We start from the raw sequence: 13,783 nt of genomic DNA, 5'->3' as shown, positions 1-13,783 counted from the left end.
GGTAATATTAATTTGAATAAAATGGTATTTCATAAATACTCAACAAGATTTGAACGTCAGGTAAATATTATGACCTGACATTTGTATTTAACAGGGGGAGGAAAATTGAAGTTGAAATATATAGCACTGATTTTTCTAAGTCTTTTCTTTGTTGTAGCTGGCTGTTCTAGTGTCGAGACAAATGATAAAGAAAAAGATCCGAAACCATCTGCAGACGAAAAACAAAAGGAAGAAGAAAAACAGGCTGTAAAGATTGAATACCCAGCGGCTGCAACGGAAGCTGTGGAAATTGTCCACCAGCCGATTGGCGTGAAGCTGGAAGGTATGTATTCAGACGATAGACCGAATAAGGAAGACGTGGATATAGATAATCTAATGTCCGAATTTGGGGTAGAAGAACTTGGGAATGAAGAAATCTATAATGGCTTAGTGCATTGGTTTGGTTTGGACTATACAGAAGTAAATGATGCTCTAGCAAAGTATGAGCCGGATTTTGGAGAACTAGACATAACAAAGGAAAAGAAAAAAATCAAAAACATTGCTGTACATATTGACTCAAGCGGAAGCATGGCTGCAGCGGTTCCTGGCGGGGAAAAAATGGCATTGGCAAAAGGAGTAATAAATAGATTTGCTTCAAGCCTGCCTTCGGATTCAATAATTTCTCTGCGTGCCTATGGACATAAAGGAACCGGGAAAAACGAGGATAAGAAAATGTCCTGCTCAAGTACAGAAGTAATGTACGAAGCAAATACTTTTAATGAAACTGAATTCAATGAAGCACTAAACAAATTTAAGCCAAGCGGCTGGACACCTTTGGCTTCATCGATCAAGGCTAGCTATGAAGATTTAAAGGTAAAAGCGGGAGAAGATACTGAAAACATCTTATTTATTGTCAGTGACGGAATTGAAACATGCGATGGCAACCCCATCGAGGAAGCTAAGAAACTAGCAGAGTCAGACCTGAAAGTAAAGGTTTATATCATTGGCTTCAATGTAGATGATGCCGGTCAAAAGCAGCTTAAGGACACGGCAGCTGCAAGCAATGGAGAATATTACACAGTGAATTCAAAGGTGGAACTAGAGAATACGTTTAAGAAGCTAATGGAAGAAGCCGTTAACACCATTGCCAAAAACAATCAGAAAGCCGTAAATGGAATCAATGTCAATTTCCGAACAGCGGATTTAAGGGAACAATTACGTGGAATCGAATCATCATTTATGAAGGTAGTCAATCTAGAAAATGAGGTTATTAGGGAAGCTCTCTCAAAGCTTGAAGCAGAGGGGAAAATTGAAAGCACTGATGTTGGCGAAATTCAAGATAAGCTAAAGGCCCGGTATGATGTACTAGACGTCTATGCGAAAAACCTTGTTGATCAAGGGATGGAGAAGATTAATAACAAAAGAGAAGAATTATTCAGCATTATTAATGGAAGTTAATTTTGTAATTGATGTTTATAGAATAGTTAACGTTGAAGAGGGAAGAGAGGATTCAAAGTGCATATCATTATAGATGAATCTTTAGGATTGCCCGAGAGTGTAACAGAATTTGCCTTTATTCGAAGCCCCAAATTGAAAAAGGACTTTCCTTTAAAGGATTATTTAAATGGCAGTAAAAAAACTTTTAGTCAAAAACTGCCATTAATCAATAGGGGACTCCAAGACGAATTAGAGGATGTAGACAAATGGTTAAAGGAATACAAGGAAGTTCTCTATGTATATGATTCTTTCATCACTAACAAAGAGAGCATTAATAGACTAAAAAACTGGTATTTTCCCAGTCATAAACTAATTACGTTGGATGGTGCAATCAATAAATCGGCTGCTATTTATATACTTCAGAGAATACAAGAAAAAGAAGTGGAGAATATACTCCCTTCCTTTATTCCTCTACAAAGATTTACCATTACAAATCATTCGAAATTTCACACAGCTCCCAACTATTTGAAGTTAAAAAGAAAGAAACGAAAGAAGAATAATAAATATTATCTAATGGACAGCTTTTCTAAAGAATTACTCTTAACAGGTCCAAAAGAAGAATTACTCAGGAAGGTTCAAGAAATGAGTCAAACAAAATCGATTTTTATTGCTTCAAGAGAGAATCTTGACATTGATTTAGCATCTGTATCATTTTTTCAGCTTGAAGAAAATAGTTTACCTCTTAGTTTTGACAATATTGATATTTTCATTGCTTAAGAGACAGATAGATAAAGAAAATATTGGAGTGACAATGGATGATCGATGCTAAAAGGAAAGCCATTATATTTTTAACGATTTCTTTTTTGCTGGCAATCGTTGCAGCCGGTGTAATTCTTGTTCAGATCAATCAGGCTCAGCAAAAATTAGGGAAAACCGTTGCAGTAGCTACAGCAGCAAAAGATATTAAATCCTATCACGAAATTAAAGAGTCAGATATAGAGTGGATACAGATGCCGCAATCTAGTGCTTATTCTTCCTTAATTAGAAGTGAAAACGAGTTTAAGGATGCTATTTCAGTAGCGGAAGTTAAAGAGGGGGAGCTGCTGACTAAAGCACTTGTCCGTAAGAAATTAGATATTCCTATCAATGATCGTGTCGTATGGCTAAATGCAACAAAAATTGTCTTAATTGATCAAGATGTTGCTGAAGGAGATCTTGTTGATATTATCGTTTCGGAAGAAGTGAATGGCAGTCTGCAAACGAAAAGGCAATTCCAAAATGTAAGTGTTGTTCAAGTGGAAAAGCAAAATGAAGGTCCTTCAAAGATAAAAATTTCTTTGAGCGTTGAAAATGCGGAAAGAATTATTCACTACCAAAATTCTGCTGTCCAAATACGGGTTCTACTAGTGAATCAAGCTTCTTCAGGTGAAAAAAATGAGCCGGATGCAGTTGAACAGAAAGCTCCGCAAAAAGAACAAGAAAAGGCAAGCGACAAGCCGCCTGCTGCAGAAACGACTGAAGATCAGAAAGTGGACGCAAATAACGATGCTAAATCTGAAGAACAGGTAAGAGACGTTGCAGAAGAAAAAGAAAAACCAGTGGAACAAAATCAATAACAGCAATCTTCTAATTGAACCGAATTCAGACAATAAAAAGTAAAATACGAAAATGAAGTTTTGGAAGGGTGCAATAAATGAGTGCATATAAAGGGATGCTGATCACGAAAGATTTAAGATGGAGCGAACTCATCCAACAGCTAATCGAAAATGAAAATATAGATATTACGGTTATGCCTGAATGGAAACGAACTTTTCAGGAACAGCATAGCTATCATTATATTTTTGCTGATATTGACTCAATTGAAAATCCTGAGCAGCTAAAAAACAACTCTAAAAGCAGCCTAGTTGCCCTTACAAGGAGCCATGACTTCCTCCTTGCAAGGATGTGGCTAGTTTCTGGGGCTAAGGATGTTATTGTTTTCCCGGATGAAAAGGAACGATTAATTGAATTAGTTCGATATACAAGGGATCAGTTCCGGCTGCAAAAGGAAACAAACGCAGGATATGGTACAGGGCAAGTCCATGCTTTTTATAGCGCAAAGGGCGGCAGCGGTAAAACGCTTTTGTCGGTATTAGCAGCTCAGTCTCTCAGCATTCATCACAATCTAAAAGTTTTATTAATTGATATGAATGCACAGTTTGGAACAGCCGATTCCCTATTTGGCATACAGCCAATCAGGTCCTATTATGACTTAATTCCAGTTTTGGAAGAATTGGATATTAGACATATTCAGAATGTGTCCAATGTTCATGAGGAAACGAGGGTGAGCATTTTAAATGGCCCAGCAAATCCAGCAGTTGCGCAGACTATTCCAGATGAACTCATGAACAGAATAATAAGAGTGGCAAGCAATCATTATGATTATATTATTCTAGATTTGCCAACGAATATCGATAACCTAACCTTTACTGGCCTTAGCCTTGCTCAGCATATTCATTACATAATGACTCCTGATAGTTTAGGGATGCGGGCTTATAAGTATGCGGAGGATCTTTTTGAACGTTTTCAAATCGGAAGAGGGGAACATTTTTCATTGATTGTCAACCGTAATCATTCTAAGTCTGAATTAACAGTCAAGGACATCGTAAAGATTATCGGAAAAGAAATACAAGGAACCATTAGTGCAGATTATTTTGCTATTCAGCCATATCTCAATATGGGAGAAAGCTTCTTTAAGAAAAAGAAGGATAAAGGAGCAAGTAAAGTAACAAGAGATATGAAGAAATATGTGGAGGAATTACTAAAGCGTTAAGTAAAGGAGTGAAAAAATGTCCTGGGTTGAAAAGGCTTCTGTACTAGGATCGAAGCAATCAGCACTGCAGCATGACTGGAATATTTCAGAAACACAAGTTGATCAGTTAGTAAAGCATTATAAGTCCCGTTTAATAAAGGAAGCGAATCTGGAAAACATTACGACATTAACTCCAATCGATCGAAAACGAACGATTGAACGCTTAGTAAAACAAATGATTGATGAAGAAAAAGTGATCATCACATCTGATCAAATGGAACAAATCATTCAACAAATCATTAATGAATCAGTGGGCTATGGGCCGCTTGAAAGCTTGCTGAGGGATGAATCCATAACGGAAATCATGGTTAATGGTGCATACGAAGTTTTCATTGAGCGTCAAGGGAAGTTAGAGAAAAGCAATGTACGCTTCAAAGATAATGAACATGTCCGGCATATTATTGATCGTATCATCGCCCCTCTTGGGAGAAGAATTGATGAAAGCTCTCCAATGGTAGATGCCCGTTTAATGGATGGAAGCCGTGTGAATGCTGTTATTCCGCCTATCAGCGTAGATGGGCCCTCTATTTCGATAAGGAAGTTTAAAAAGGACCCTTATTCTTTAGAGGACCTGATGAAATTTGGAAGCTTTTCAGAGGATATGGCTGAATTTCTAAAGGCTGCAGTTAAGGCAAAAGCAAATATTTTAGTTTCTGGTGGTACTGGAAGCGGAAAAACTACTTTGCTAAATGTCCTCTCAGATTCCATTCCAAAGGGAGAAAGAATCGTTACCATTGAGGATATGGCTGAGCTGAGATTAACATACGATAACCTTGTCCGGCTTGAAGGGCGCCCTTCAAATATGGAGGGAAAAGGTGAAGTAACAATTAGGCATCTCGTTAAAAACGCTCTCAGGATGCGTCCGGATCGTATTATAGTCGGGGAGGTCCGCGGCTCGGAGGCAATCGATATGCTGCAGGCAATGAATACTGGTCACGAAGGTTCATTAACAACGATTCACGCAAACAGTCCAAAGGATGCTTTAGGAAGGCTTGAATCCATGGTGATTATGTCTGGCCTGCCATTAACCGTTGAGGTTATTAGGGGGTATTTTGTCGGAGCATTAGATCTGATTGTTCAAACGTCCCGTTTTTCTGATGGAAGAAGAAGAATTGTCAATATTGCAGAGCTTGTAGAAGAAAATGGAGTAATATTCGCAAAAGATATATTCAGATTTAATAGAAAGGCAACACTTCCGGACGGAACAATCCTTGGAGAATTTGAAGGCACAGGTTATGTCCCAAATATATATCAGCGTTTTATCTCATATGGGATTGAATTTTCGAAACATATCTTAGAAGCTGGTGCCCTCAAATGAGCTTGGCGTGGGGACTTTTAACTGGAAGCATATTTAGTTTTTTGGCAGGAGTATTTTTCATCCTATCAAGCCGGAAAACGCGGAACTCGTATAAGCGGATGGATAACTGGTTTGATAGGGAAAAAGAATTTGAGCGCAAAAGCTTTGTTCTGCTGATTGGAGATAAATATGATTCATCAGAACTTGCATCAGAGCTGAAAAAAAAGCTTATTCAAGGAAATATTACGCTAAAGCCTTCTGAGTATATGGGAATCTATATTTTGCTATTAGCCTTATTTACCTTTATGAATCATTTTCTGTTCGGTTTGTTTCTATTAATGTCTGTACTCGTAAGCTATTTAATAGTATCCATCGGATCAAGATTTTATTTGAATTCTAGGAGAAATAAACGGACAGAAAGCTTTAATAAACAGCTTCCGGAAATATGCAGAATGATGTCAAACGGAATCAAAGCGGGGCAAACTATTCCACAAGCCATTGAAATGGTAGGAAGAGATATGAAAGATCCAAGCCAATCAGAGTTTAGAAAAATGAACTATCAATTCAAATTAGGCGATAGTTTAGAGATGGTTTTGAACCAGTTCAGGGAAAGAGTCTCAAGCAATGATATCAATATTTTTGTCAGTACTATTCTCATCCAGCAAAAGGTGGGGGGGAATTTAGCGGAGGTCCTGTCTTCGATGGCAGAAACGCTAGAGGAAAGAAGCCGAGTTCACAAAGAAATTCAAACTGTAACAGCAGAAAGCCGATCTATAGCTTATATTTTGGTTGCCATGCCCTTTTTAATGGTTTTAATGATGAATTTATTTATTAAAGGGTTTCTAAATGTCCTGTTTACGCCATTTGGATTATTAATTTTTGCTGGTTTTTCTATGATTGTTTTCTTTGCATTCTTCATCATAAAAAGACTTTCGGATATAAGGGTGTAGTCAAAATGAAACTATTAGGCTTTTTTTCACTCGTCATGTTTGTAGTGATATTAATTCTGCTATTTATTGGCTTTGTTTATTTCTATTTATATATTGCAAAGAAAGAAAAACTATTAAAAAACCAGGGTTATCAATATCGAAAAGATAAAAAGAAAAAATCGTTAAGGGAAAGAATTATGCAGCCATTGGTTCGCTGGGGGAAAAAAGCTGGTCCAGTAGGAATCAAATATCCATTCTTTGCTGATAAAACAAAGCACGAAAGAATGCTGAAGGAAGCAGGAAATCCACTTGGGTTTCATTTACAGGATTTTTATGGCTTTCGTTTTGTTTTGGGTTTAATAGGGTTAGGATTTGGCAGTTTATATAGTTTCCTAGGCATGCCTTGGGGATTACAGATCTTGTTAATTTCGATTCTAGGAGGTTTTTTGGGACCTAGTGCGTGGTTATACTTTAAAGCTAAAAATAGGCAGGAGCTCATTACCATCATGATGCCTGACTTCTTAGATACAGTCAGTGTCACTCTTCAGGCAGGAGTAAGCCTAGATAATGCTTTACAGCAAGTGACCCAGCAGTTTGAAGGACCATTGAGTGAAGAAATTGACAGGTTTAATAGAGAAATAGATTTAGGTGTTCCAAGAATTACTGCTTATCAAAGCTTAATGGATCGAAATTCATCGAAAGAGCTGCACTCACTTGTAAATGGTTTAATTCAAGGATCCACTCTAGGAGTGCCTGTGTCGAGAACCTTTAAACTACAAGCCGATGACCTCAGAGCAACAAGGGGTTTTGTAGCTAAGGAGAAGGCTGCAAAAGCAAGCCCACAAATTACATTAGTCACCACATTTTTTGTGGCACCAGCAGTATTTGGTCTCATTATAGGCCTGCTTGTATTAAACATTATGTACAATCCGGCTGCATTTGGGTTGGACTCCTTCTTTAAATAGGAGGATTAAATATAAGAGAATCTGAGGAGGAATAAGTATGCTATTAAAAACTTGGACTAAGGTGAATGGGATTTATTCTCGTTATGTGAAAAATGAAAGAGGAGCTCAGGCGCTAGAATGGGTTGCTCTAGGTCTTGTTGTATTGGCTGTTATGGGTGCTATTGCTGCAGGTATTGGTGATAACACAAGTATAGGAAAGACAATTATATCCAAGTTGGAGGAATTGATCGGTAATATCGGTACTGGCGGTGGTGGTGGCAGCTAATAATAAGTAGCCGGAGTGAGTAAATTGAGAAATTTTTTTAAACGGTATGTAAAAAATGAAAAAGGCTCACAGGCCATTGAGTTTGTTGCGATGTTTCCTCTTGTTATTTTAGCATTCCTGATTATTTGGCAAGTTGCTTTAATCGCTTTTTCACTTGTTGTTGCAGAGTCAGCTGCTCGGGACGGGGCCAGGGCAGCTGCTATTCGCGATCCTGATTGGAAAAAGGTTGCGGAGAGATCAGCTTCAGGCTTTAATCCAGTGGTTCATGGTGGTCCTGGTGAGAAAGAAGCAAGGGTAGAGGTATATATAAAAGCACCTGTGATTGCACTTCCATTTATAGCTGATATGGAATTCGAATTTACTGCGGATGCCGTTATGCCGATGGAGGAAGATCCTGATGAGACAGATTAAAAGAGTCAAGAAGCTTATTAATAATGAACGTGGCAGCGGGATGTTAATCGTCATGGTTGGCATGCTCATGGCTGCTATTTTTATAGCTTTGCTGTTTTTTGACTTCTCAAATGTGTTTATTCATAAGCGCGTTACACAAACGGGAGCAGATGCAGCAGCTTTGGCAGCAGCGAAGAGCTCTAGGGAGTATATGGAGGATGAGCTTCAAAGGGAAACGCAAAAAGAATTAGAGGCTCTCGGAGCTAGATGGGAAGCTTTTCTTGCAGCTGTTTTGGCGGCAGTAAAAGAGGATGAGGAACCGCCATCTGAAGAGCAGATATTAGCTGATTTTATTCGTAAGGAAGAAGCAAGTCATGGCGGAAGATCAATGCCAGGAGATGTAGTTAGCTGGTTGAGAAGTCCGTCAGTCGAAGTTGAAGCGAATCCCGCCATGCGATTTTTCTTCGGGGATGATGGTGTAAATGATCTAGCCTGTGAAGCGGTAAGAGAGAACTTCGATAATGCTAGAAAAGAAGCTGAGAAGTTCGCAAAGGAAAACCAAAATGATAAAGTTAAAACTTTAAACTTTATCGGCGAGGATTTTCGCGTCTACGTGGTGACAGAGCGGAAGGCAAAGTTTACTACAGTATCTGATGAAAGTATTTCTGCCATAACATCTGAGGCATCGGTTAAAATTGGTGAACCGAAGACCTTTACCATTAAGTGTGATTAGCTTTTTTATAAAGCTCTTTTCGTAAAGATTTTTGTTATATAAAAAATTTGCGAAAAGAGCTTTATTCATAACATTTATTAATGAAATGTTATTCGATGTTTATGATTCTATTTTTTGAAGGGTGCGGTATATTTTGAGTTTCACAAATTCAAAATTTAAGTGGTTCATCAGCCTCCTTTTATTGTTCCTTTTGCTATCGTCTGAGTGGCATACTGCAATTGCAGACGTGACTGAAGTGGAAACTGAGCAAATCACCATAAATAAAACTGAAGTGACTGATGGAAAATCTGGTGATCCCATGGGAGAGGAAGGAGAACTACCGTGGTGGAAAAAGGCATTAAACAAGATTGGTGAAATAAAGGATAGTACGATTGATGGGCTCAAGGATTTCGGGAACTGGGTGGTAGATGGATTTAATGATTTTACTGATTGGGCCAGTGACAAATGGAATGGATTTACTGACTGGGCTGGAGACAAATGGGGTAAGTTTACTGATTGGGTAGGAGATACATGGAATGCAGCTGCTGATTGGCTTGCAAATAATAAATGGGCGCAATCCATCATTGCAGGTATTATTGCATCCGTGGTCATTATCGGTGGAATTGCTGCATTAGCAGCATTAGGAGTAGTAGGAGCTTTAACAATTGGGGTAGTTCTGGTTGTTGCTGCTGGTGCTTTGATCGGGGCATTTGTCTATCAGTGGATTGCCGGAGATAGCTACAGCTTTTGGGGCGCCCTCGGCTCAGCAGGTCTTGGCGGAATATTAGGTTACGCAGGACTAACTACTGGTGCCTTTGCATCAGCGATTGGCTGGCTTAGAAATACGGCGGGACCAGCGACTTGGAACTGGATGAGAAATACAGCATGGCCATGGATTTTGGGGAAGGGCCGTGCAGCATGGACATGGATGAGAACAGTAGCGTGGCCTTGGCTTAGAGGGAAAGGTGTTGCAGCTTGGCGCTGGTTTAAAGGACTTCCGTTATGGGGGCAAATAAAGGGTTATTATACTACAGGGAATGTGTTGGGGAATATCCTTAGGGGAGCTGGTATTGGGGCATCCGCAGGTGTTTTTTCTAACATAGCCTCGTATGTTTTAACTGCCTGGTATACAGGAAGTGAATTTTCATTCAAAGACTTATTGATAGATGGCATTATTGGCGGATTTACCGGTGGTTTGTTAGGTCCTATCTTATTACCGGGTCTTGCAATAGGAGGCTCATTAGTTGTAGGCCTTGGAATCTACGGAGGTTTAGAAAATTGGCTTTCTGGCGGAATTAAAGGTGGCGAGTGGTCTAGTTGGGAAAATTTCCTTATTGGAGGGGCAGTTGCTATTGTTTCTTTAAAGGTGTTTTCTCCTCTTATCAGTCATTTAATTAATAGCGGGCCGATTACAGAAGATACTGTTGGTAAAACAGTAGAAGAATTGATAAAGAACGGTTTAAAAGGTGATTACAATAGCCCTGATAATTCGGATAGTAATCCTGGAGGTAATAATGGCACCGAACCTAATAAAGAGCTAGATAGTAACTCTAATATTAAAGAAGAGAATGATCCTGATAGTAATCAAGAAAATAATCCTAAGGACACACCAGAAAATTCATCTGAAAGTAATATTGAAAATAATGAAGTCAATCATCAAAATAATAACAAGGAAGAGAAAACTGGAAGCATTGGAAATTCCGGAATACCTGCAACTCCGTTAGTGGAGTAATTTTTGCTGTTTTAAAAATAGAGGTGATTATTTGAAAAAGAAAACTTTTACTATTATAACCTACACATATTTATTATCCGTCATTATAGCCTTTGTGATATATGCATTTAATGTTGCTGATGAAAATTGGACAGTCGATTTTCAAGAACAAAAATATAATTTACTAACATTTTGTATTTTATTTTTCATTGCATTGTTATTAACTTCTATTGATGGAGCAGGGGTAAGAGATAAAGGTAGAAAGATTAAGAAAACTACTTTTTACGCCGGGTTGTCCATTGCTGGATTTTTCTTAGTTTGGAGGATTATTATTGCGATTTTTTAATGTCTTTTATAGTGGACTTTCCCTTATAAAATTAATGAATGCGGAAGATTATTGAATACCAAAATTAACTAAGAGTTTTAAAGTTTAATATGAATAGTCAAAGGTCAATTTCTTCACCATGATGTTTTTTCAAAAATGACGGACTCTTTCATGAAAAAAACATGTGAGGGGAGAAGGCATGAATAATTTTCTTAAGGTAAAAGGAAGTGCACTTACACTCATATTCCTAATTGGGCTCCTTTTTTCATTTATTCACCCAGCAGTAGCAAATGTCGGTGAGGTAGAGTCAGATAGCAATGGAATCAGGAAGACAGAAGTGCATGATGCTAAAAGCGGCGTGCCAATGACTGGTGATGCTTCATGGTTTGATAAGTTATTTGATAACTTAAAAAAAATGAAAGATGCGTTTATTGATAAGCTCCAAAATGCAAAAGCATGGGTTAAGGATGGATGGGAAGAATTTAAAGATTGGTTCGGTCCTAAGTGGGATGGCTTTACCGATTGGCTCGGGGATGTATGGGAGGGAGTTAAAGATTTCTTCTCACAAGAATGGGTTCAAACTCTCTTAAAAGTAATCGGAGCTATTTTAGTTGTGGTGGGTGTAATTTTACTAGGTGTTTGGGCTTTAGCCGCCATCGGAATTGCCCTTTCTGTAGGTACAATAGTAGCCGCTGTCGGCTTCGGGATTGCTGGAGTGGTGTTTACTTTTGCTTCAGGAGAAAGGAGCTTTTGGGGGATGGTGGCAGGCGGCCTTGCCTCAGGAATTTCTTTCTTTGGCGGTTTAGGGGTGCTGCGATTATTAGGAGCATTTAGACTAATTCCAGCATCCGGATTACTCCGTTGGGTAACATTAGGTGGACTTGGAGGAGCTGGAGCGGTAGGTTTCACTATTCTCCATGGCGCCCTGCATTTCCTTTTTACAGGAGACAGCAGTCTTTGGAAGCAGGCCTTTACGTTCGAAAGCCTGTTCTTCAACTTTACACTTGGAGCAGTCATGGGGCCGGTAGCGGCAAAAATTTTCGGAAGCTTAGGGGTAAAACAAATTTTAAGCAAGCAGGGGAACTTGCTGGCAACTGTTATTGCCCGAATTGTGAAACGGCCAGTATCTCAGGTAGCCAACGTTCTAAGCCGCATTTGGGCAGCAGTAAAGGGTTCAACGATTTACAGTGCCGTAACAGCAGGGGTTTTTGCTGTCCTTGACACCATTATTCAATGGAAGGAAAACGGGAAAGTAGACTGGTCGCAAACAGGCAAACGAGCAGCCATTGTCTTTACCACAACCCTTGTCATTGGATTAGGCACCTTTGCCATCCCGAAATTATCTACAATGGGATGCGCGTGTGGGGATGAAATTGCTTCAAGCGTATCGAAACAGGGGAAGAGTTCAGCAACTATTAAACAGGACACTCCTGACCTGGCCAATACAAAAACAGTAAAGGAAGCATCAGCAGAGGAAGTTAACGCATGGTGGAAAGACTCCATGGGTTACGATCAACCTCCTTACAAGCCAGGGACGAAGGTTAAAGAAATTGAGCTAACCGAATCAACATCCTTTGTAAGAGTCTACGATGGAGAAAACTCCACGATGTATGGCGGCTGGATGATGAGAGCAGAAGACATCCAAGGATTAACAGCAAAGGAGATCCAGGATAAATTCGCCTTGCCATATACTCCTAAATTCATTGCGGATGTTAATTTAGCTGAAGGAACAGTAATAAGAACCGGAATTGTCAATCCTCTATTCGGCCATAAAGGCGGAGGGACCCAATTTGACCTAAAGGGACAGCGTATTGGGGAATTCGGAAATGAGAGACCGATAGAGACTGTTTTGGTTAATGTCGGGGATAAGGTCGTAGATAATTCTAATAGACTTATTCCAGGTAAGCTCGGTGTTGTTACAGGAGGGAACTCTACCAAGTTAGGGAAAAATATGATAGAAGAGATGGGGCTTAAACGTTCAACTAAATGGAGCGGTTATCAGGCACAGCATATTATTCCTTCTGAGATGAAGAGTAATCCTATTATTCAAAAAATAGGAATGGACTTTGACGATGCATCTAATGGTATTTTCCTAAGAGTACCCGATAATAATGTAAGTACATTGTCTAGGCACAGAGGATATCATTCTGTTTATAATGAAGTGGTTGAAAGAGCATTAAACAAAATGGATATTAATCAAAGCGTTGAAAGTTTACAAAGACAAGTATACGATTTACAACAAGATCTAAGAAAATTACAGGAACAAGGTTTACCCCTGTACCCTAGCCAAGGCGCAACAGTAGAACTTTGGGAAAGAAACCTAAGATAATTGGAAAATTAAATTTCTGAAAGTTTAATGGGAGGTAAATTGTCGTGGATCAGAAAGATATTAGTTTTCTTGAAGAGTTGCTTTATAATACAGATAAATATGATGTAATCAGTAGGCTTAGTAGTATAGATAACCCATTAATGCTCCATTATTTTGCTGCAAATTATAATTGGAACAACGGTTTTGATGTACCAAAGGCCCTCCTTGAAAATGAAAATTGTGATTTAGGAACGGGATTATTAATGTTTCATTATGCAGATGGATATCGTATTTTAGAAAATCCAGAGGAAGTTTTAAGTTCTACATTAGAAGAGTGGAAGGATTTATTATTTAAACTTTTTAATAAACTTAAAAATTTTGAGTTTAAGACACAGAATATTTCGTTCACTCCTGAATTAACCAAAATCCAAATATATAAGTTGAGGAAAAATAACGCGAACATTCCAGATATACTTATTAGTAAATCTCCAGGCGCTGTGGTTGAAATTCCTAAAATATAAGGTAACTAAACCTTGTTTGGCTATATGCCTTTCAAGGTTTCTTTATTAGTTAACGATCATGCAATTCGGGCAGCGGATTACAAATTAGAAACC

The 13,783-nt window shown here is 38.7% G+C and carries 14 protein-coding genes; all 14 read left to right on the top strand.

What is annotated here, in order from left to right; all coding sequences use genetic code 11:
* Window positions 1-105: 105 nt before the first annotated feature.
* The 14 genes from V7164_RS19050 to V7164_RS18985 all read left to right on the top strand — a co-directional run bounded on the left by V7164_RS19050 (window position 106) and on the right by V7164_RS18985 (window position 13,690).
* A complete protein-coding gene (locus tag V7164_RS19050) occupies window positions 106-1,437 on the top strand; it encodes a vWA domain-containing protein (protein WP_335354919.1) in 1,332 nt (443 codons plus the stop codon).
* A gap of 57 nt (window positions 1,438-1,494) precedes the next feature.
* A complete protein-coding gene (locus V7164_RS19045) occupies window positions 1,495-2,193 on the top strand; it encodes a hypothetical protein (RefSeq protein ID WP_335344990.1) in 699 nt (232 codons plus the stop codon).
* A gap of 38 nt (window positions 2,194-2,231) precedes the next feature.
* Complete coding sequence (locus V7164_RS19040) at window positions 2,232-3,032, top strand: SAF domain-containing protein (RefSeq protein ID WP_335344989.1); 801 nt, start codon at window positions 2,232-2,234, stop codon at window positions 3,030-3,032.
* A 77-nt stretch (window positions 3,033-3,109) separates the two neighbouring features.
* Window positions 3,110-4,228, top strand: coding sequence for an AAA family ATPase (locus V7164_RS19035; RefSeq protein WP_335344988.1), 1,119 nt, complete (start codon window positions 3,110-3,112; stop codon window positions 4,226-4,228).
* 16 nt (window positions 4,229-4,244) lie between these two features.
* Window positions 4,245-5,585 (top strand): CpaF family protein, encoded by a 1,341-nt coding sequence (locus V7164_RS19030; RefSeq protein ID WP_335354918.1) that lies wholly within the window; start codon window positions 4,245-4,247, stop codon window positions 5,583-5,585.
* Window positions 5,582-6,514, top strand: coding sequence for a type II secretion system F family protein (locus V7164_RS19025; RefSeq protein WP_335354917.1), 933 nt, complete (start codon window positions 5,582-5,584; stop codon window positions 6,512-6,514). The genes V7164_RS19030 and V7164_RS19025 overlap by 4 nt, the downstream gene beginning before the upstream one ends.
* A gap of 5 nt (window positions 6,515-6,519) precedes the next feature.
* Window positions 6,520-7,458, top strand: a complete 939-nt coding sequence (locus V7164_RS19020) for a type II secretion system F family protein (RefSeq protein ID WP_335347865.1) — start codon at window positions 6,520-6,522, stop codon at window positions 7,456-7,458.
* A gap of 37 nt (window positions 7,459-7,495) precedes the next feature.
* A complete protein-coding gene (locus V7164_RS19015; protein ID WP_335347864.1) occupies window positions 7,496-7,723 on the top strand; it encodes a hypothetical protein in 228 nt (75 codons plus the stop codon).
* Between the two features lie 24 nt (window positions 7,724-7,747).
* Entirely contained in the window at window positions 7,748-8,134 is a 387-nt protein-coding gene (locus V7164_RS19010) for a TadE/TadG family type IV pilus assembly protein (protein ID WP_335354916.1), read from the top strand.
* Window positions 8,121-8,846 carry a pilus assembly protein TadG-related protein gene (locus V7164_RS19005; RefSeq protein WP_335347862.1) on the top strand — a complete coding sequence of 242 codons (726 nt, stop codon included), beginning with the start codon at window positions 8,121-8,123 and terminating at the stop codon, window positions 8,844-8,846. The genes V7164_RS19010 and V7164_RS19005 overlap by 14 nt, the downstream gene beginning before the upstream one ends.
* Window positions 8,847-8,979: 133 nt before the next feature.
* Window positions 8,980-10,557 (top strand): hypothetical protein, encoded by a 1,578-nt coding sequence (locus tag V7164_RS19000; RefSeq protein WP_335347861.1) that lies wholly within the window; start codon window positions 8,980-8,982, stop codon window positions 10,555-10,557.
* 31 nt (window positions 10,558-10,588) lie between these two features.
* A complete protein-coding gene (locus V7164_RS18995) occupies window positions 10,589-10,882 on the top strand; it encodes a hypothetical protein (RefSeq protein WP_335354915.1) in 294 nt (97 codons plus the stop codon).
* Between the two features lie 178 nt (window positions 10,883-11,060).
* On the top strand, window positions 11,061-13,190 hold the full coding sequence (locus V7164_RS18990; protein WP_335348364.1) for an AHH domain-containing protein: 2,130 nt from the start codon (window positions 11,061-11,063) through the stop codon (window positions 13,188-13,190).
* 44 nt (window positions 13,191-13,234) lie between these two features.
* On the top strand, window positions 13,235-13,690 hold the full coding sequence (locus V7164_RS18985) for a DUF4274 domain-containing protein (protein ID WP_335348363.1): 456 nt from the start codon (window positions 13,235-13,237) through the stop codon (window positions 13,688-13,690).
* The last annotated feature ends 93 nt before the right edge of the window (window positions 13,691-13,783 follow it).

The sequence above is a fragment of the Bacillus sp. JJ1474 genome (assembly GCF_036965225.1).
Classification (GTDB): domain Bacteria; phylum Bacillota; class Bacilli; order Bacillales; family Cytobacillaceae; genus Cytobacillus.
Note: the sequence above shows the minus strand (reverse complement) of the source record. Positions and strands in the feature narration are given on the sequence as shown.

Coding starts and splice junctions, on each gene's coding strand:
- V7164_RS19040 (WP_335344989.1), top strand. CDS start 2,232: ATGATCGATGCTAAAAGGAAAGCCATTATATTTTTAACGATTTCTTTT.
- V7164_RS19035 (WP_335344988.1), top strand. CDS start 3,110: ATGAGTGCATATAAAGGGATGCTGATCACGAAAGATTTAAGATGGAGC.
- V7164_RS19030 (WP_335354918.1), top strand. CDS start 4,245: ATGTCCTGGGTTGAAAAGGCTTCTGTACTAGGATCGAAGCAATCAGCA.
- V7164_RS19025 (WP_335354917.1), top strand. CDS start 5,582: ATGAGCTTGGCGTGGGGACTTTTAACTGGAAGCATATTTAGTTTTTTG.
- V7164_RS19020 (WP_335347865.1), top strand. CDS start 6,520: ATGAAACTATTAGGCTTTTTTTCACTCGTCATGTTTGTAGTGATATTA.
- V7164_RS19015 (WP_335347864.1), top strand. CDS start 7,496: ATGCTATTAAAAACTTGGACTAAGGTGAATGGGATTTATTCTCGTTAT.
- V7164_RS19005 (WP_335347862.1), top strand. CDS start 8,121: ATGAGACAGATTAAAAGAGTCAAGAAGCTTATTAATAATGAACGTGGC.
- V7164_RS18990 (WP_335348364.1), top strand. CDS start 11,061: ATGAATAATTTTCTTAAGGTAAAAGGAAGTGCACTTACACTCATATTC.